Annotated in this window: 19 protein-coding genes; 9 read left to right on the top strand and 10 right to left on the bottom strand. The window is 60.6% G+C overall.

The window, feature by feature from the left end:
• The first annotated feature begins 47 nt into the window (after window positions 1–47).
• The 5 genes from ureE (at window position 48) to AC07S6_RS14295 (ending at window position 3714) form a co-directional block, all read left to right on the top strand.
• A complete protein-coding gene (gene ureE, locus AC07S6_RS14315; RefSeq protein ID WP_054896372.1) occupies window positions 48–548 on the top strand; it encodes an urease accessory protein UreE in 501 nt (166 codons plus the stop codon).
• Window positions 545–1219: an urease accessory protein UreF gene (locus AC07S6_RS14310; protein ID WP_495112511.1), complete on the top strand. Its 675-nt coding sequence runs from the start codon at window positions 545–547 to the stop codon at window positions 1217–1219. The genes ureE and AC07S6_RS14310 overlap by 4 nt, the downstream gene beginning before the upstream one ends.
• A gap of 14 nt (window positions 1220–1233) precedes the next feature.
• Window positions 1234–1848 (top strand): urease accessory protein UreG, encoded by a 615-nt coding sequence (gene ureG / locus AC07S6_RS14305; protein ID WP_014716693.1) that lies wholly within the window; start codon window positions 1234–1236, stop codon window positions 1846–1848.
• Between the two features lie 22 nt (window positions 1849–1870).
• Entirely contained in the window at window positions 1871–2443 is a 573-nt protein-coding gene (locus tag AC07S6_RS14300) for a HupE/UreJ family protein (RefSeq protein ID WP_495112510.1), read from the top strand.
• Window positions 2444–2604: 161 nt separating this feature from the next.
• Window positions 2605–3714 (top strand): AGE family epimerase/isomerase, encoded by a 1110-nt coding sequence (locus AC07S6_RS14295; protein ID WP_495112509.1) that lies wholly within the window; start codon window positions 2605–2607, stop codon window positions 3712–3714.
• A 109-nt stretch (window positions 3715–3823) separates the two neighbouring features.
• On the opposite strand, the gene AC07S6_RS14290 is transcribed toward AC07S6_RS14295, so the two are convergent.
• From AC07S6_RS14290 to amaB, 9 genes are all read right to left on the bottom strand, one after another.
• Window positions 3824–4729 carry a cation diffusion facilitator family transporter gene (locus tag AC07S6_RS14290; protein WP_003188105.1) on the bottom strand — a complete coding sequence of 302 codons (906 nt, stop codon included), beginning with the start codon at window positions 4727–4729 and terminating at the stop codon, window positions 3824–3826.
• 180 nt (window positions 4730–4909) lie between these two features.
• Entirely contained in the window at window positions 4910–5677 is a 768-nt protein-coding gene (locus AC07S6_RS14285) for an SDR family oxidoreductase (protein WP_495112508.1), read from the bottom strand.
• Between the two features lie 822 nt (window positions 5678–6499).
• On the bottom strand, window positions 6500–7216 hold the full coding sequence (locus tag AC07S6_RS14280) for an ABC transporter ATP-binding protein (protein ID WP_003188103.1): 717 nt from the start codon (window positions 7214–7216) through the stop codon (window positions 6500–6502).
• Window positions 7213–8088 carry an ABC transporter ATP-binding protein gene (locus AC07S6_RS14275; RefSeq protein WP_005784285.1) on the bottom strand — a complete coding sequence of 292 codons (876 nt, stop codon included), beginning with the start codon at window positions 8086–8088 and terminating at the stop codon, window positions 7213–7215. The genes AC07S6_RS14280 and AC07S6_RS14275 overlap by 4 nt, the downstream gene beginning before the upstream one ends.
• Window positions 8085–9362, bottom strand: coding sequence for a high-affinity branched-chain amino acid ABC transporter permease LivM (livM, locus tag AC07S6_RS14270; RefSeq protein WP_003188100.1), 1278 nt, complete (start codon window positions 9360–9362; stop codon window positions 8085–8087). The genes AC07S6_RS14275 and livM overlap by 4 nt, the downstream gene beginning before the upstream one ends.
• Window positions 9363–9364: 2 nt before the next feature.
• The gene (locus AC07S6_RS14265) at window positions 9365–10279 is read right to left on the bottom strand and encodes an ABC transporter permease subunit (RefSeq protein WP_003188099.1); all 915 of its coding nucleotides are present in this window, start codon (window positions 10277–10279) and stop codon (window positions 9365–9367) included.
• Window positions 10280–10564: 285 nt separating this feature from the next.
• Window positions 10565–11701, bottom strand: coding sequence for a branched-chain amino acid ABC transporter substrate-binding protein (locus AC07S6_RS14260; protein WP_005784282.1), 1137 nt, complete (start codon window positions 11699–11701; stop codon window positions 10565–10567).
• Between the two features lie 374 nt (window positions 11702–12075).
• Complete coding sequence (gene amaA, locus AC07S6_RS14255; protein WP_495112507.1) at window positions 12076–13359, bottom strand: L-pipecolate oxidase; 1284 nt, start codon at window positions 13357–13359, stop codon at window positions 12076–12078.
• 164 nt (window positions 13360–13523) lie between these two features.
• A complete protein-coding gene (gene amaB, locus AC07S6_RS14250; RefSeq protein ID WP_495112506.1) occupies window positions 13524–15014 on the bottom strand; it encodes an L-piperidine-6-carboxylate dehydrogenase in 1491 nt (496 codons plus the stop codon).
• Window positions 15015–15167: 153 nt separating this feature from the next.
• Between amaB and AC07S6_RS14245 the strand changes: the two genes are divergently transcribed.
• The 3 genes from AC07S6_RS14245 to nadE all read left to right on the top strand — a co-directional run bounded on the left by AC07S6_RS14245 (window position 15168) and on the right by nadE (window position 18311).
• Window positions 15168–16058: a LysR family transcriptional regulator gene (locus AC07S6_RS14245; RefSeq protein WP_019818295.1), complete on the top strand. Its 891-nt coding sequence runs from the start codon at window positions 15168–15170 to the stop codon at window positions 16056–16058.
• Window positions 16059–16265: 207 nt separating this feature from the next.
• Window positions 16266–17480: a nicotinate phosphoribosyltransferase gene (gene pncB / locus AC07S6_RS14240; protein WP_495112505.1), complete on the top strand. Its 1215-nt coding sequence runs from the start codon at window positions 16266–16268 to the stop codon at window positions 17478–17480.
• Between the two features lie 3 nt (window positions 17481–17483).
• Window positions 17484–18311, top strand: coding sequence for an NAD(+) synthase (gene nadE, locus AC07S6_RS14235; protein WP_014716685.1), 828 nt, complete (start codon window positions 17484–17486; stop codon window positions 18309–18311).
• A gap of 136 nt (window positions 18312–18447) precedes the next feature.
• On the opposite strand, the gene azu is transcribed toward nadE, so the two are convergent.
• Complete coding sequence (gene azu / locus AC07S6_RS14230; protein ID WP_014716684.1) at window positions 18448–18894, bottom strand: azurin; 447 nt, start codon at window positions 18892–18894, stop codon at window positions 18448–18450.
• 333 nt (window positions 18895–19227) lie between these two features.
• Between azu and AC07S6_RS14225 the strand changes: the two genes are divergently transcribed.
• A complete protein-coding gene (locus AC07S6_RS14225) occupies window positions 19228–19410 on the top strand; it encodes a hypothetical protein (protein ID WP_014716683.1) in 183 nt (60 codons plus the stop codon).
• The last annotated feature ends 97 nt before the right edge of the window (window positions 19411–19507 follow it).

Here is a 19507-nt window from a genome sequence, read left to right as displayed (position 1 = left end):
AGCCCCTTGCTCTAGGTCTTTCATCGCTCACAGTTGGAAGCTCTCTGATGCTGGTGATACACCGCCGAATCGCCCCCCAAGCCCTCTGGGCCGCCGAGTTGCTGCTCAACTTCGAAGCCCGCAGCAAAAGTCGCCTGCGCTGTTTCAGTGCTGACGGTGAAGACGTCGGCCTGTTTTTGGAGCGGGGCCAGCCGCCCTTGCACGATGGTGAATTCCTGCAGGCAGAAGACGGACGCGTCGTACGGGTGTGCGCCCGCCCTGAACAACTGCTGCACGTCACCTGCCGCAACGCCTTCGAGCTCACCCGTGCCGCCTATCACCTGGGCAACCGCCATGTGGCCCTGCAAGTCGGTGACGGCTGGCTGCGCCTGCTCGATGACTACGTGCTCAAGGCCATGCTCGAACAACTGGGTGCCGATGCGCAGACCCTCGAGGCGCCGTTTCAACCCGAGCACGGCGCCTATGGCGGCGGCCATCATCATTCACGGCATGGTGATGAAGACTTCAACTACGCGCCCAAGCTGCATCAGTTCGGCGTGCGTCTATGAACCCAGCCTGGGCGCTTCTACGCCTGGCCAGTCCGCAATTGCCGATTGGCGGCTACAGCTATTCCCAGGGCCTGGAAATGGCGGTGGACAACGGCCGCGTGCAGGATGCCGCGAGCGCCCGACGCTGGATCAGTGACCAGTTGCTGCTCAACCTGGCGCGTTTCGAAGCGCCGCTGTTGCTCGCCCATTGCCGCGCCGCTGCTGAGCAGGACTGGGCACAACTGGCGCAGTGGTGCGACGAGCATCGCGCCAGCCGTGAGACCCGGGAGCTGCATCAGGAAAGCCGCCAGATGGGCTACTCCCTGCAACAGTTGCTCAGCGGCTTGCCGGAACTGGACGACAGCGCCCGTGACTTTCTCGCTCAACGCGACGAACCGCACCTGGCCCTTGGCTGGGCCTTGGCCGCGCGCGCCTGGCACATCAACGCCGACGACGCCCTCGCCGCCTGGCTGTGGAGCTGGCTGGAAAACCAATTGGCCGTGCTGATGAAAACCCTGCCACTGGGCCAGCAAGCCGCCCAGCGTCTAACCAGTGAACTGCTGCCGCTGCTGCAACAAGCCCAGCAGGATGCCGAGCGCATTAACCCTAACCATTTGGGCAGCGCTGCTTTTGGCCTGTCCCTGGCGTGCATGGCCCACGAGCGCCAGTACAGCCGCCTGTTCCGTTCCTGATTCTGGAGAAGCACATGAACACACAACCCCTGCGCGTAGGTATCGGCGGCCCTGTAGGCTCGGGCAAGACCGCCCTGACCCTGGCCCTGTGCCTGGCGCTGCGCGATCGCTACAACCTGGCGGTGGTGACCAACGATATCTATACCCGCGAAGACGCCGACTTCCTGGTGCGTAACCAGGCCCTGGCGCCGGAGCGCATCATCGGCGTGGAAACCGGTGGCTGCCCGCACACCGCGATTCGCGAAGACGCCTCGATCAACCTGGAGGCCGTGGACCAACTCAACCGCCGTTTTCCGGGCCTGGACCTGATTCTGGTGGAGTCCGGCGGCGACAACCTGTCGGCCACCTTCAGCCCGGAACTGTCGGACCTGACCATCTATGTGATCGATGTGTCTGCGGGCGACAAGCTGCCGCGCAAGGGCGGGCCTGGTATTTGCAAATCCGACCTGCTGGTGATCAACAAAATCGACCTGGCCCCGCTGGTCGGCGCGTCGCTGGACCTGATGAACAGCGACACTCAACGCATGCGCAACGGCAAACCCTTTGTGTTCAGCAACCAGAAAACCGGGGTCGGCCTGGACGACATCGTCGCCTTCATCGAACGCCAGGGCCTGCTGACCGCCGCCTGATCAACCCATAAGGAACCTGTCCATGAGACTCAACAGACTTTTCGCCGCCGCCGTGCTGCTGCTCGCGCCTGCCCTGGCCTTCGCCCATCCTGGCCATGGCGACAATGGCCTGGTGGCCGGTATCAGCCATCCCCTGGGCGGCCTCGATCACTTGCTGGCCATGCTTGCGGTAGGCCTCTGGGCGGCCCAACAAAAAGGCGCCGCGCGCTGGGCGCTGCCATGCACCTTTGTCGGCACCATGCTGATCGGCGGGGTGTTGGGTTTCGAAGGGCTGCAATTGCCGGCGCTGGAAAGCGGGATTGCTGCATCGGTGCTGGCCTTGGGCCTGGCGGTAGCGTTGGCGGTGCGGCCGCCACTGTTCGTGGCCGTGGGCGCCACGGCGTTGTTTGCGCTGTTTCACGGCGTGGCCCATGGCCTGGAACTGCCGGATATGACCAGCCCTTGGGCGTATGCCGCTGGGTTTGTGGGGGCGACTGCCGTGTTGCATGCAGCCGGTTATGCAGTGGTGCGCTTTTTGCCGGCAACTGCGGCACCCTTGGTGCGCGTGGCCGGGGCGGCTTCGGCGGCGACTGGGGTGTGGTTGTTGGCGGGCTGAGGAAAAGATCGTTCCCACGCTCCGCGTGGGAACGCAGCCGAGGACGCTCTGCGTCCCAAAGCATGATGCAGAGCGTCATAAAATGCATTCCCACGCAGAGCGTGGGAACGATCAGCCTGCTACCATGCGCGCCTACACCCCTGCCGTGACGACGCCAGCCAATGCCCATCGCTTCCCCCTCTTCCCTGACGCCTGTGCTCACGCACTTCCATGACCTGATCGTGCCTCTCTGGCAAGGCCCGGGCTGGAATGCCGACCTGGCACTGCCCTTTGAGGCCCTGGACGCCGACCACCAGCCACTGCCCCCCCAGCGCTATCGCGCCATGGCCTGCGCCCGGCAGTTGTACCTGTTCGCCAGCCTGATCGGCGAACCCGGCGCGGCGTTCGCCGAAGAACGTGCGGCGGCGCTGTTTCGCTCCCTGCAACGGCACTTTCATGATGCCGAACACGGTGGCTGGTTCTACAGCATCGACCCCGCCGGCCAGCCGCTGGACAAGCGCAAAGACCTCTACACCCACGCCTTCATTATCTTTGCCTGCGCCCATTACTGGGCCAAGGTGCGTGAGCCGTTGGTGGAATCGGTGCTCAACGCTGCCCTGGAAGTCGTCGCCCAACGCTTTGCCACCGGTGACGGCTTGTACGAGGCCGTACTGGAGCGCAACTGGGCCTCGCTCGACTCCGGCCCGTTGCAAAACCCGTTGATGCACCTGGCTGAAGGCTTCCTCGCCACCCTCGCGGTGCGTGAGGACGCCCAGGTACAAGCGGCCCTGCTGGCACTGGCGACGGCCATGCAGCAACGCTTCATCGACCGCAAGCACGGCGTGATGATGGAAAAACCTGTGGGCGCTGTGGATAACTGGTTTGAGCCGGGGCACCAGTTCGAATGGTTCTTTTTGCTCGAGTCTTCAGCTGTGCTGCGCGGCACCGCGCTGCATGGCTCGCTGACACGGGCATTTGCCTATGCCGAGCAAAAGGGTGTGGATAAGTTAAGCGGGGCGGTCAGCGGCATGCTCGCGCTGGATGGCACGGTGCGCGACGGTACCCAACGGATCTGGGCGCAGGCGGAGTACCTACGGGCACTGACCTTGCGGCCAGGCAGCGAAGCGGTGCTGCAGCGTCAGTTGCAGGCGCTGCAACAGCGCTTTTTGCATGCCAAGGGTTGGCATGAATGCCTGGATGCCGAGGGTAAGGTGAGCCGACGGGATATGCCTTCGACTACGCCTTATCATTTGGCGACTTGCTATCAGGGTTTGGTTCGGCATCTGGGCTGACCTGCAGGGCCTCATCGCAGGCAAGCCAGCTCCCACAGTTGATAGTGTTCGCACATTTAAATGTGGGAGCTGGCTTGCCTGCGATAGCCTCACCTCGCTCTAACAGACTTTAGGCAATCCACTTGCGGTCACCGGTAAAACTGATCGTCAACCACCGCGCCGCATCCGCCGCCCCCAGCCCTGTGGATATCTCTTCACGCAGCCCATCGAGGGTGGCGACGTTATCCACCGGGTAATCCGCTGGCAGCACCACATGAATCTCGATAAACCGTGCACGCCCGTGCTTCTGCACATAGGACACGTAGTCGTCGAAACCATGCTTGGCCTGAGCCGCGTCCATCACTTCGCGGACCTTGTCGTCCAAGTGATCCGGCGCGATCCCCAACACTTCGCGCAGCGCCGGGCGCAGGATCTTGAAGGCCGGCGCCAGCATGCTCAGGGCCAGCAGGATCAGGATCAACGGGTCCACGTAGACCGCCCACTCGCCATAGCCCTGGGACTTGAGCAACAGCGCGGCCAGGAAGCTGATCAGCAAGCCCACCGACAGCATCGCGTCCACCAGCCAACTGATGTTGTCGAACTGGATCAATGACGATTTGAGTGTGCGATTGCGGTAGCGCACATAGAAGAAGTAGGCGAACTCCACGACGGTAAACACCGCCGCATAAATGATCACCAGCCCCAACTCGATTTCGCGCCCGCCATTGATAATGCCGAACACGCCATTGAGGAACGCGTAGATGGCGATCAGCAGCAGGAAACTGCCTTCGATCAACAGCACCATTGGCTCCAGGTGCCAATAGCCGAACTGGAAACGCTCGTTGCTTTTCTTGGCGATCAGCTTGGCCGTGATCAGCATCAACACCTTGATGGCGGTGGCGATCAGCGAAAAAAAGCCGTCGAACAGAATGGATTGGGCGCCGGATATCACACCCGTGACAATCCCGGCGATCGCGACTGCGAACATCAGGATAGTCGATTGTTTGAGCAGTGCCTGCTCACCTCGGTTACTCACATTGCCTCCTGTCAAAACCTTTAAACCGCTGGGTGCGGTGGGGTTTTCAGGCGGGCAGTGTACCTTATGCCGCATTTTGGCCGATTTGCCGCCATCGCAGGCAAGCCCCCTCCCACACTTGGATGTGTGAATACCGTCAAATGTGGGAGCTGGCTTGCCTGCGATGGCAGCGACGCGGTCTTAGCCTTTGGCCCCACGCTCAATCGCAAACCCAGCCCAGGTCTGGCTCACCGGCATCAGCTCCAGGCGGTTGATGTTCACGTGGGCCGGGGTGTTCATCACCCAGAAAATCGTATCGGCAATGTCCTGCGGCTGGATCGGCTCGGCACCTGCGTAGGTGGCGTCATAACGCGCCTGGTCACCGCCGAAGCGCACAAGGGAGAACTCGCTTTCACACAAGCCCGGCTCGATATTGGTCACACGCACGCCGGTGCCTTGCAAGTCGCAGCGCAGGTTCAGCGAAAACTGCTTCACGAACGCCTTGGAACCGCCGTATACGTGGCTGCCCGGGTACGGGTAGTTACCGGCGATGGAACCCAGGTTGATGATCCCGGCACCGCGGCCATGGGCAATCAGGCGCGGCAACAGCAGGTTAGTGGTGGTCAGCAGGCCCTTGATGTTGGTATCGACCATGGTTTCCCAATCGTCGAGGTCGCACTTGGGCGCAGGGTCGGTGCCCACGGCCAGGCCGGCGTTGTTGATCAGGCCGCGCAGCGTGGCGAACGACGCCGGCAGGTTGGCGATGGCCTCCTCCATGCCTTTGCGGTCGCGCACATCCACCACCAGGCCATGCACTTCGGTCTGCTTGGAAAGCTCTTCGGCCAAGGCGTTCAAGCGCTCGGCACGACGACCAGTGAGCACCAGTTTCCAACCGGCCTCGGCAAAGCGACGGGCACAGGCTTCGCCGAAACCTGAAGTAGCGCCAGTGATAAACAGCGTGTCAGACATGGGGTTCTCCTTGCGGGCATCGGGAAAAAAACAGCCAGCAGAATGCCCTTACGCCGCGTTTGCGGCAACCGCTGTGCACACACACGCATGCTTGGCTGATCACTTTTTAACCAATCCTCGCAAAGCCTTATAAACCGTAGCTTGCAGCCATATGCGCGCAGGTTATCCACAACTGCGCCCACAGTCTTTGGGGGCAAGTGCAAACGGCTCAAAGCCGCTGTGTACAAGGGTTGCAGGCGATTTTATAAAGTTTTTTGCTTGACCTGGGCGAGCGCCTATGTAGCCGCTGACAAAGGCGGAAAAACACAACGATGGCTCCAGGCCAGTCATTCCGGCCCCTGCGCAAGTCTTTCCAGAGTTTAGTCACAGACTTATCCACAGGCTGAAAGGACTTATTTCGTTCATATACCTGTGTCTTTAAACAGGTTGACAAACCCTTGATACGGTCGCGAAAAACACCCTGATCGAAAAACAACCAACACGCTACAAGCCACGTGGTTAAAGGCTTTCAGCCAGCTACTCCCACGTTACCCACAGCCGGTTCCACAGTGGATGGGGACAAGTCAAAACTGTGACAAAACAGGGATTTGCGGCGGCTATATGTCGCGCTTTTGAGGTGGGCTGGATTTGTTTTCCACAATTTGGTGGAGGGCTTGTTGACACCGCAAAAACAAATGTGGGAACCGGCTTTGGGTGGGAGCTGGCTTGCCTGCGATGCGGCCACCTGGGTATGTCAGCTAGACCGAGGTGATGCTATCGCGGGCAAGCCCGGCTCCCACATAAGGCCCGGTTCCCACAGGGTTGATGCGCCTGGATCTTAGGTCAGTGACCGCCCAGGTAGGCGTTACGCACGTCCTCGTTCACCAGCAACTCCTTGCCGGTGCCGGTCAGGCGAATCTCACCATTGACCATCACATACGCCCGATCCGACAAGCGCAGCGCATGGTTGGCGTTCTGCTCCACCAGGAAGATGGTCATACCGGTGGACGCCAGCTCGCGCAGGGTGGAAAAGATCTGCTTCACCACAATCGGCGCCAACCCCAGGCTTGGCTCATCGAGCAACAACAGCTTGGGCCGGCTCATCAGCGCACGTGCGATGGCGAGCATTTGTTGCTCACCACCGGACATGGTCATCGCCCGCTGGTTGCGTCGCTCCTTGAGCCTGGGGAACAGCTCGAACATGCGTTGCATGTCCTCGCTGGCGAACTTGTCGCCAATGGGGATGGTGCCCATCAGCAGGTTTTCCTCGACGGTCATGTCGGGGAACACCCGCCGCCCTTCCGGCGACTGCGCAATGCCGTTGGAAGCGATGTAGTGGGACGACTTGTGGGTAATGTCGACGCCGTTGTAGAGGATCTGCCCCGACTCGGCCCGAGGCTGACCGAAGATCGACATCAGCAACGTGGACTTACCCGCGCCATTGGAGCCGATCAGGCTGACGGTTTCGCCTTCGTTGATGTGCAGCGAGACTTTTTTCAGGGCCTGGATCGGGCCGTAGAACACGTCCAGGTCCTTCATTTCGAGGATAGGTGCGCTCATACCAGCTCCTCTTCGTCCGCGCCCAGGTAGGCGGCGATCACTTTCGGGTCGTTGCGGATCGCATCCGGGCCGCCTTCGGCGATCACGTTGCCGTGGTCCAGCACCACAATGTGGTCGGAAATACTCATCACCATGCCCATGTCGTGTTCGATCAGCACCACCGTAAGGTCGTGTTCGTCGCGCAGCAGGCGAATCATCGCGCTGAGGGCTTCGGTTTCCTGCGGGTTGAGGCCGGCTGCCGGTTCGTCCAGGCAGATGATCTGCGGCCGCGTGCACATGGCGCGGGCGATCTCCAGGCGGCGCTGCTGGCCGTAGGAGAGCTCGCCGGCCAGACGGTTGGCGCAGTCCACCAGGTCGACCACTTCCAGCCAGTAGAACGCGCAGTCCAGCGCATCGCTTTCGGCCTTGCGGTAGCCCTTGGTGTTGAGGATGCCGGCAAGCATGTTGCGGTTGACCCACATGTGCTGGGCCACCAGCAGGTTTTCCAGCACCGACATTTCCTTGAACAGGCGAATGTTCTGAAAGGTGCGAGCCAGCCCGGCACGGTTTACCAGGTGGGTGCCGCCGAACATCTTGTAGTACACGCGGCTGAGGAAGCTTTTGGGCGACACGAAGTCGGTGGCCTCAAAGCGCTCGCCGAGCAGTTGGATCACGTTGGTTTGCTTGCCGCGCACGTTGAGCTCGATCTTGCCGCCACTGGCTTTGTAGAAGCCGGTGAGGCAGTTGAACACCGTGGTCTTGCCGGCGCCGTTGGGGCCGATCAGGGCGAAGATCGAGTTGCGTTCAACCTTGAGGCTTACATCGCTCAAGGCTTTGATACCACCGAAGTGCATCATCAGGTGTTCGACGGACAGCACGACTTCCTTGCTCATGGCGCTACCCCTTTGCGTGGCGTCACACCGGTACGGCTAATCCGAATCAAGCCACGCGGTCGCCAGATCATCATCACCACCATCAACACCCCAAACAGCAGCACGCGGTACTCGGAAAAACTACGCAGCAGTTCCGGCGCCACGGTCAACACGAACGCTGCGATCACCACGCCAACCGTCGAGCCCATGCCGCCCAATACCACAATGGCGAGGATCAACGCCGACTCGAAGAAGGTAAACGACGACGGGTTGACGAAGCCCTGGTAGCTGGCAAAGAACACCCCGGCCAAACCGGCGGTGGACGCGCCGATGGTGAAGGCTGAGAGTTTGACCAGCACATGGTTCAGGCCCATGGAACGGCAGGCGATTTCATCTTCGCGCAGGGCTTCCCAGGCGCGACCGACCGGCATGCGCGTCAGGCGATGCTTGATGTACAGCACGGCCAGCACCACCAGAAACAGCACGATGTAGATGAACATGAACTTGATGTTGGGGTTGTAATCGATGCCGAAAAACTCGTGAAACGGAATGCCGCCATCCTTCGCACGCTTGCCGAACTCCAGGCCCAGGAAGGTCGGTGACGGCACCGGCATCCCGTTCGGGCCGCCGGTGAACGACAGCCAGTTGTTGAGCACCAGGCGTATGATTTCACCAAAACCCAGGGTCACGATGGCCAGGTAGTCACCGTGCATTCGCAGCACCGGGAAGCCGAGTATGCACCCCGCCAACGCCGCCGCGATGGCCGCCAGTGGTAGCACCGTCCAGAAGCCCAGGCCCAGGTATTGATAACCCAGCGCCAGGCCGTAGGCACCGATGGCATAGAACGCCACGTAACCCAGGTCGAGCAGGCCCGCCAGGCCCACCACGATGTTCAGCCCCAGGCCGAGCAATACGTAGATCAGCCCGAGGATCACCACGGTGAGCAGGTACTTGTTGGCAAAGATCGGGAACACGATGGCGATCACGATCAGCGCCGGGATGATCCAGCGCAGCCGCGACTTGTAATCCGGTGGCAGCACGTGCACGCCGGAGCCGCTGCTCTCGAACCCCTGCAGGATCTTCACGCCCTTGGGTGTTTGCAGGAACAGGCTGAGGGCAAAGCGCCCGGCCATCACGATGGCGACCAGCACGGCAACCCGCGCAGGTTCCAGGTTGAAGCTGTAGCCGTCGAGCACCACGCCGACAATCGGGCCGAACACGATCAGCGAAATCAGCCCCGCGAGGACCGTATCGACCACACTTTTCTTGATATCAATGGATTTGGCAGCAGACATGTTTACACCTTCGCCACAAGTGGGCGACCAAGCAGGCCCTGGGGACGGAAAATCAGAATCACCACCAGCAGGGAGAAACTGAACACGTCTTTGTAGTCAGAGTTGATCAACCCCGAGAACAGCGACTCGGAGATACCGAGGATGATCCCGCCCAGCATCGCCCCAGGCAGGGAGCCGATGCCGCCGAGTACCGCTGCGGTAAACGCCTTGATGCCGATGATGAAGCCGGCATAGAAGTCGAAGGTGCCGTAATTGAGGGTGATCAGCACGCCGGCCAGGGCGGCCATGGCGGCACCGATGACAAACACGTAGGAGATCACGCGGTCGGTGTTGATGCCCAGGATCGAGGCCATCTTGCGGTCTTGCTGGGTAGCACGGCACATGCGGCCGAGCTTGGTGTATTTGATGATGTAGGTGAGCAAGGCCATGCCGGCAAAAGCGGCGACCAGGATGAACACTTTGGTGTAGGTCAGTTGCACGAACCCGGTGCCGATATCGACGCGCCAGGCGCCGGCCAGCAGGGTGGGAATGCCTTGTTGCTTGGCGCCCTGGGCGATCTGCGCGTAGTTCTGCAGGATCAGCGAGATACCGATGGCGCTGATCAGCGGTGCCAGGCGGGTGGAGTTACGCAAGGGTTTGTAGGCGACACGCTCAATCACCCAACCGTACACGCCGGTGACGACTACGGTGAAGATCAAAGTACCGAGAATGAGCAGAGGGAAGGATTCGATGCCGAAGTAAGCCAGCAGTGCCAGACTGATCGCCGCGAGGTAAGCGGAAATCATATAAACCTCGCCGTGGGCGAAGTTGATCATGCCAATGATGCCATAGACCATTGTGTAGCCGATGGCGATCAGGCCATAGACCGACCCGAGGGTCAGGCCGTTGACCAGTTGCTGCAGGAAAATACCATCCATAACGCAATCTCACGCGGTGAGCACCTGCACACCTGTGGGTGTGCGGCGCTTCTGGAGGAAAAGACAGGTTTGTTGCAATAGAGCAGGCAACCAGGCCCTCTGTGGGAGCTGGCTTATGTGGCGAGGGAGCTTGCTCCCGCTGGGCTGCGAAGCAGCCCCAAACTGGGCAATCGAGATACATCAGATGTATTTCGGTAAGCGGTTGGGAGTGCTACGCACTCCAGCGGGAGCAAGCTCCCTCGCCACAACAAGCCCCCCCTAACCTTAGGGCCGTGGTGCTTGTACTTACTTCTGCTTTTCCAACTGATGGTATTTGCCGTCTTTGTCCCACTGGTAAACCACGTAGTCAGAGACTTTCAGGTCGCCCTTGGCATCCCAGGCTTTTTCGCCCATGACGGTTTTAACCGGGTTGGCCTTGAGCCACTTGGCAGCGTCTTCGCCCTTGTTGGACTTGGCACCGTTGAAGCCGGCGGCCAGGGCCTGGATCGAGGCGTAGGCGTACAGGGTGTAGCCTTCAGGCTCGGTGCCGTTCTTGCGGAACTCTTCCACGACCGTCTTGCTGTCCGGCAGCAGGCGTGGGTCGGCGCCGAAGGTCATGTACACGCCATCGACGTACTGCGCGCCGCCGGCGGTGGCTACCAACTCGTCGGTGACCACGCCGTCATCGGACATGAACTTGACGTCTTTCAAGCCCGCTTCGCGGATCTGGCGCACCAGTGGGCCGGCTTCCGGATGCAGGCCGCCGAAGTACACGACGTCAGCGCCCAGGGAACGGATCTTGGTAACCAGGGCGCTGAAGTCTTTCTCACCTCGGGTCAGGCCCTCTTCCAGCACCGGCTTGACGCCGCGCTTGGTCAACTGGGCGGCGGTGGCGTCGGCCAGGCCTTTGCCGTAGGTGTCCTTGTCGTTGATCACCGCGACTTTCTTGCCCTTGAGCACGTCGACGATGTAGTCGCCGGCGACGATGCCTTGCTGGTCGTCACGCCCGCACATACGGAACATGGCGCCCAGGCCGCGTTCGGTCACTTGTGGGTTGGTGGAGCCTGGGGTGATGGCGATGATGCCCGCTTCGTCGTAAACCTCAGACGCCGGGATGGTGTTGGAGGAGCAGAAGTGCCCGACCACGCCGATCACCTTGTCCTGGTCGGCCAGGCGGTTGGCCACGGCCACGGCCTGCTTGGGTTCACAGGCGTCATCGCCCGCTACCAGCTTGATCTGCTCGCCGTTGATGCCGCCGGCCTTGTTGATAACGTCGGCTGCCGCCTGGGCACCCTTCATGTACTGCTCACCGAAAGCGGCGTTGGCACCCGTCATCGGGCCTGCCACACCAATTTTCACATCAGCTTGAACAAACGTAGAAACACCCAGCGCCGCAGCAACGGCGAGGGCCAGAAAACCTTTCTTGTAAAACGTCTGGGACATGAGTGGTGCTCCGATATTTTTGATTTTTGGCACGACAACTTGCATTCAAACTTTTCACTGAAAGCTCAGAGCAAGCCGCGTGCCATTACTTTTTTATTCTTCAAAAAGACACGGTGTCATTGTTATTACAGGCGTTTCGACGCCTTTTGCCAGGACGTGCAACCGTCTAGCGTCTACGGGTGCAACCAGCACTGCAAAAAAGTACAACCCTGGTAGGTCGCACCTGCAACCACAGGCATAAACGACAGTTCCTACAGCTGTAACAACGTGCGTAACGGAACTGCACATTTACAGTGCGTGATTGCTACGACTTGCACCAATACAGATGGGTAGCCTGCTAAGAAAACGCAGGCTTCTGAGGGGTATTTCGCTGATCAGATCACGATCCTCAGGCATTGCCCGGCGTGATAGAGCGAGAAGCCGGCTTCATACAGGCAACTGCGCAGGCCCACAGCGGCCAGAGGTTGCATAGGGGCAAAAGGGATCGGTAAGGCTTGGGGGTCCTGGTGACACAGGTAGTCGGCAAACGCCTTGCCCACTACGCTGCCGGTGGTCACCCCGCGCCCGTTATAACCGGTAACCGCCACAAGGCCGGGGGCCGGTTCGAACAGGCGCATCAAGTGGTCGGGGGTGAACGCGATGCAGCCGGTCCAGGTGAATTCCCATTGCAACGGTTTGAGGTACGGGAAGTAGTGTTGCTGCACCCGATCGGCCCACGCTTTGAGAAACCATGCCGGTTTCTGGTTGCCGTTACCCAGGCTGCCCAGCAACAGGCGCCCGTCGGCATCGCGGCGAATACTGCTCAGGACCTGGCGCGTGTCCCACGAACCCTGGCCGCCGGGCAGGATCTGCTTGGCCGCGTCATCGGTCAGCGGCGCCGAGGCCACCTGATAGTAATAGCCGGGGAAGAAGTTACGCCGCAGTTCGGTCCATTCGCCTTCGGTGTAGGCGTTGGAGGCGATCACCACCTGCGCGGCCTGCACCGCGCCCTCGGCGGTCTGCACCGACCAATCGGCGCCTTGGCGTTCAAGCTGGGTGACCGGCGAATGATCGAACAACTGCCCGCCCAACGCTGCGGCGGCATTCGCCAACCCAGTGGTGTAGGCCATGGGGTTCAAGGTGCCGGCGCGCCGATCCAGCAATGCGGCGGCGATTTTCCGAGTACCGGTGGCTTGCTCGCAAGCCTGGCCGGTGAGTAACTCAACCGGTGCGCCACGGCGTTTCCACTGCTGCTCACGGCTGCGCAAATCCGCCTCGCCACGGGCGTTGTGCGCCATGTGCAAGGTGCCTTCACGGCGCAATTGGCAGTCGATGTTGTACTTGTCGATCAGACTGAACACCAGGGACGGCGCCGCACCCAACATGCGGTTGAGCTGGCTGCCCACCGCCGTGCCGAAACCGGCCTCGATCTCGTCCGGTGGAATCCACAGGCCGGCGTTAACCAGCCCGACGTTGCGCCCCGAACCACCGTGGCCGGTGCGATGGGCTTCCAGTACGGCGACGCTTTTACCCTGTTCCAGCAAATGAATGGCCGCCGACAAACCGGTGATGCCGGCGCCGATCACGCACACATCCACCTTGACCGCGCCCTTGAGCGCGGCTCGGTCGGGACGGCCTGGGGTGAGGTGTTCCCATAAACATGTTTCGCGCAGTGCCATTGCCAGACTCCGATGAGACCTAACAAACAAATACTCTTTTGAATGGGAAACCCAATCACCTGTGGGAGCTGGCTTGCCTGCGATAGCGGTGTATCAGTCACCGAAACTATCGACTGAACCACCGCTATCGCAGGCAAGCCAGCTCCCACATTGACTGTGCCAGCTCAGTCGAACGTGATGCCTTGTGCCAACGGCAACTCCAGCGAGTAGTTCACGGTATTGGTCTGCCTGCGCATATACCCGCGCCACGCATCCGAGCCCGATTCACGCCCGCCGCCGGTTTCTTTTTCACCCCCGAACGCGCCACCGATCTCCGCGCCGCTCGGGCCGATGTTGACGTTGGCAATGCCACAGTCGCTGCCCACCGCCGACATGAACTGCTCGGCTTCACGCACGTCAGTGGTGAAGATGCAGGATGACAAGCCTTGTGGCACGGCGTTGTTCAGGCGCAGGGCTTCGGCGAAGTCGGTGTAGCCGATCACGTAAAGAATCGGCGCGAAGGTTTCGCTGCACACTACGTCGCTTTGCTCGGGCATTTCCACGATGGCCGGCGATACGTAGTAGGCGTTGGGGAATTTGTCTTGCAGTTGGCGCTTGCCGCCGAACACCTTGCCGCCTTCGCTCAAGGCTTGCTCAAGGGCGTCCTGCATGTTGTCGAAACTGTGCTTGTCGATCAGCGGGCCGATCAGGTTGCCTTCCAGTGGGTGGCCGATGCGCACTTTGGAATAGGCGGCCTTGAGGCGGGTGACGATTTCTTCCTTGACCGACTCATGGGCGATCAGCCGGCGCAGGGTGGTGCAGCGTTGGCCGGCGGTGCCCACCGCGCTGAAGAGGATGGCGCGCACGGCCATGTCCAGGTCGGCGCTTGGACCGAGAATCATCGCGTTGTTGCCGCCCAGTTCAAGGATGCTGCGGGCGAAACGTGCGGCGACTTTGGGTGCCACTTCACGGCCCATACGCGTGCTGCCGGTGGCGCTGATCAGGACGACGCGCGGGTCATCCACCAGCGCAGCGCCGGCGTCGCGGCCGCCGATGATCACTTGGCTGAGGTACTCGGGGGCACCGTCGAATTTTTTCAGTACGCGCTCGAACAAGGCCTGGCAGGCCAGTGCGGTGAGCGGGGTCTTTTCCGACGGTTTCCAGATCACCGCGTTGCCGCACACCAAGGCCAGCGCAGTGTTCCACGCCCACACAGCCACCGGGAAGTTGAAGGCGCTGATCACGCCGACCACGCCCAGCGGGTGCCAGGTTTCACGCATATGGTGGCCTGGGCGCTCGGAGGCGATGGTCAAGCCGTACAACTGGCGCGACAGGCCGACGGCGAAGTCGCAGATGTCGATCATTTCCTGCACTTCACCCAAGCCTTCCTGGGTAATCTTGCCCGCTTCCCAGGAAACGAGTTCGCCCAGGTCGGCCTTGTACTCGCGCAATACGTCGCCGAACTGGCGCACCAGCTCGCCACGCCGCGGCGCCGGCACCTTGCGCCAGGCTTCGAATGCATGCTCGGCGCGACTGACCTGTTGCTCCACCTCGGCGGCGCCTTCCCAATGGACACTGCCGATACGGCTGCCATCAATCGGTGAATGCACGGGTTGTTTCCCGGCCTGGTACAGCGCCGGGTTTACCCCGAGACGATCAAGCAATGCGGCAACCATGGGTCACTCCTTCAAATCTGCGTAGAAAAATCGCGCCGCTGCTTGCACGGCGATCCTGAGCCTATTTGTAGCTGGCCCAAGACTTGCCAACAAACGACGATTAGGCGAGATATCATTCCCTTTATTCATGCAAAGAATAAAAAGAGGCATGCCGTGCTGAACAAAAGATATTTGCCCTCGATCACCGCCCTGCAGTGTTTCGAAGCGGCCACCCGCCACCTGAGCTTCACCCGCGCCGCCGAGGAACTGAACCTCACCCAAAGCGCGGTGAGCAAACAAGTAGCGCAGCTGGAAGAACTGTTGCAACACCTGCTGTTTCGCCGCGTGCGCCGCCGCTTGCAGATGACCCCGGCGGGCGACCTGTACCTGGTGGAGGTGCGCAAGATCCTCACCCAGGTGGAAATGTCCACCCACTACCTGCGCTCCTACGGGGGCGAAACCGAAGTGCTGCGCGTGTCCACGCCCTACACCTTCGGAGCACGCTGGCTGGTGCCGCGCCTCAAAGGCTGGCGTTTGCGCCACCCGCAGATCCACCTGGACCTGTGCAACGAACAGGACCCGGACGAGTTACTGCAAGGCAAGGCCGACATGGCGTTCTATTTCGGCCAGGGCGCACGTCCCGGCACCGAGAGCCTGAAACTGTTCAGTGAAGAGCTGGTACCGGTGTGTTCGCCCGACAGCCTGCCCGCCCAGCCTTTCACCGACCCCACGCAACTGAGCGACCTGGTGCTACTGCAAAACGCCTCGCGGCCCCAGGGCTGGCATGACTGGTTCGCCAGCCAGGGCTTCCATACCGAGCACAGCTACCATGGCCCGCGGTTCGACACGTTTTATATGTGTATCCGTGCGGCGCAGGTGGGATGCGGCGTGGCGTTATTGCCGCGCTTTCTGGTGGAGGAGGAATTGGCCGAGGGCAAGTTGGTGATCCCCTGGCAACATGCGATGCCGAGCCAGGATGCTTACTACCTGGCGTATCCCGAGCATTCGGCGGAGGTGCCCAAGGTGCGCGAGTTTGTGAAGTGGATGATGGAGCAGGTGCTTTAGCGCCTGGAGAATCGCCATCGCAGGCAAGCCAGCTCCCACCGTTTGGAATGCACTTCAAATGTGGGAGCTGGCTTGCCTGCGATGGCGCCAGTGGCCTTACTGAAAAAATCACTGGCAATCCCCCACAGGTCTATGCGCCACTAACCCCCTTCCTCAATTGTGCGTAAAGGCCGGCCTCCATCGCCGACCCGTCTGGAGATTCCCGTTATGAGCGAGAGTGTGTTTGCCGATCGCATCGTGCAGAACCTGCTCGACACCGACTTCTACAAGCTGACCATGATGCAGGCGGTGCTGCACAACTACCCGAACGTGGAAGTTGAATGGGAGTTTCGTTGCCGTAACAGCGAAGACCTGCGCCCTTACCTGGCGGAGATTCGTTACCAGATCGAGCGCCTCGCCGAGCTGAGCCTGAGCCCCGATCAACTGGGGTTCCTGGAACGCATCAGCTTTATGAAGCCGGATTTTCTGCGTTTCCTCGGGCTGTTTCGCTTCAACCTGCGGTATGTGCAAACCGGCATCGAGAACGGCGAGTTGTTTATCCGCCTGCGCGGACCGTGGCTGCATGTGATCCTGTTTGAAGTGCCAATGCTGGCCATCGTCAGCGAGGTGCGTAACCGCTACCGCTACCAGACCGTGATCCTCGAGCAGGCCCGCGAGCAGCTGTATCGCAAGTTCGACTGGTTGACCGCCAACGCCAGCAGCGATGAGCTGTCGGAGCTGCAAGTGGCAGACTTCGGCACGCGCCGGCGTTTTTCCTACCGGGTGCAAAAGGAAGTGGTCAGCGTGCTCAAGCACGATTTCCCTGGCCGTTTTGTCGGCACCAGCAACGTGCACCTGGCGCGCGAATTCGATATGAAGCCGCTGGGCACCATGGCCCACGAGTGGATCATGGCCCACCAGCAACTCGGCCCGCGCCTGATCGACAGCCAGATCGCCGCCCTTGATTGCTGGGTGCGCGAGTACCGTGGCCTGTTGGGTATCGCCCTCACCGATTGCATCACCACCGACGCGTTCCTGGACGACTTCGACTTGTACTTCGCCAAGCTGTTCGACGGCCTGCGCCATGACTCCGGTGATCCGATCCAGTGGGCAGAAAAAGCCATCGCTCACTACCACAAGCTGGGCATCGAACCGATGAGCAAGACCCTGGTGTTCTCCGACAGTCTGACATTGCCCAAAGCCTTGGAAATATTCCGGGCGTTGCGCGGTCGCATTAATGTGAGCTTTGGCATCGGCACCAACCTGACCTGTGATATTCCAGGGGTGGAACCGATGAGCATCGTGCTTAAAATGACCGCCTGCAATGGCCAGCCCGTCGCGAAGATTTCCGATGAAGCGGGAAAAACCCATTGCACCGACCCGAATTTTGTCGCCTATTTGCGTCACGTTTTCAAAGTACCTGCCCTATCCAGCAAGGAGTGAATCATGCAAGCCGTACAGCGTGAGATTGCACAACAGCTCAAGGTGCAAGCCCCGTTCAAGGACCAGGCCGCACTCGAAGCCGAGGTTGCCCGGCGCGTGGCCTTTATCCAGGACTGCCTGCGCAATTCCGGGCTCAAGACCCTGGTGCTCGGCATCAGTGGTGGTGTCGACTCCCTGACCGCAGGCCTGTTGGCCCAACGTGCGGTGCAGGAACTGCGCGCCAGCACCGGCGATGAGGCGTACCGCTTTATCGCCGTGCGCCTGCCCTACGAAACCCAGTTCGACGAGCACGACGCCCAGGCCTCGGTGGACTTTATCGAGCCGGATGAACGTCACACCGTGAACATCGGCCCGGCGGTTAAAGCCCTGGCCAATGAAGTGGCCGCCTTTGAAGGCAAGGCCGCGGCGTCCCGTGACTTCGTGCTGGGCAACACCAAGGCGCGCATGCGTATGGTGGCGCAGTACACCATCGCCGGCGCGGCCGGTGGGCTGGTGATCGGCACCGACCATGCGGCGGAAGCGGTGATGGGCTTCTACACCAAGTTCGGTGATGGCGCGTGCGATCTGGCACCGTTGAGCGGGCTGGTGAAGCATCAGGTGCGGGCCATTGCCCGTCACTTTGGCGCGCCGGAATCGCTGGTGGAGAAGGTGCCGACCGCCGACCTGGAAGACCTGTCGCCGGGCAAGCCGGACGAGGCGTCACATGGCGTGACCTATGCCGAGATTGATGCGTTCCTGCAGGGAGAGCCGGTGCGTGAGGAGGCGTTCAGGATTATCTGCGAGACCTATCGCAAGACTGAGCACAAGCGGGTGATGCCGTTTGCGCCTTGAGGTGAACCCGATGGTTTTGCATTGATTGTCACATCGCCATCGCAGGCAAGCCAGCTCCCACACTTGACCGGATTCCAACATGGGAATGCGGTCGAATGTGGGAGCTGGCTTGTCTGCGATGAACGATAACGCGGTCTTACTTCAGAACCACAGCACCTTTCATCATCGAGATGTGGCCTGGGAACGAGCAGAAGAAGCTGTATTTCTCATCGGCCTTCAGCTTGGAGACGTCGAAGGTCACCGAGTCTTTCTCGCCGGCACCGATGATCTTGGTGTGGGCGATGATGCGCTCATCACCGGCTTTCAGGTAATCCTTGTCGATCCCCGCAGCCATGCCGTCGGTTGCCACCGGTTGCATATTGGCTTCGGTAGTCAGCACCCAGTTATGGCCCATCACGTTCTTGGGCAGGTTACCCGAGTGAGTCAGCTCAACGGTGAACTGCTTGCAGCTCTTGTCGATTTCAATCGCTTTGGTGTTGAACGACATTTGGTCGGTGGAGTCGACAGTGACCTTGCACTCTGCAGCAAGCAACTGGCCGCTCGCCAGAGTCAGCAGGGAAACAGCAACGAGTTTGGCAAACATGTGAATCTCCAAGGCAGGGTTTTAAAAACGCGGATTGCGGTAAGGGTGCCTCAATCAGGCTTGAGTTCTTATGATCTGAATCAACAGATTGTATACAACTTTAGGCTATCAGCTTCATCAACACAATCAACCAGCCAAACTGCCGCACCCTGATTATGATCGGCCCATCACTCACGGGAGTTCATGCCATGCACCTCAATCACCTGTTCAACGGCCTTCTGGCTGCCTACGCCTGCGGTAAGTGAAAGCAAAGGGCCCCCTGAAGCTGCTACCATGACGACCCGAGGCAGCTGCGCGCCGCCCACCCTCACCTTCGACCCTAGAGGATCGCCCATGGCCAAACCTAATTACTCCTTCGCCAAACGTCAGAGAGACTTGGCCAAGGAACAGAAGAAAGAGGAAAAGCTGCAACGCAAGAAAGCCGCTGCAGAGGAAGAAGCCGGCGCGCTGAACCCGGATGCCGAAGGTGAAGCGGCAACTGACGAGACCGAAACCCCGAAAGACCCAGCAGAATGATCGTTCCCACGCTCCGCGTGGGAATGCAGCCCCGGACGCTCCGCGTCCCGCACCAGGCTTGAAGCCAGCGCAAGGGTGACGCAGAGCGTCACAGCAG

Source organism: Pseudomonas sp. GW821-FHT07B01, from assembly GCF_059419065.1.
The sequence above is the reverse complement of the archived record's forward strand: the minus strand, read 5'-3'. Positions and strand labels throughout refer to the sequence as shown.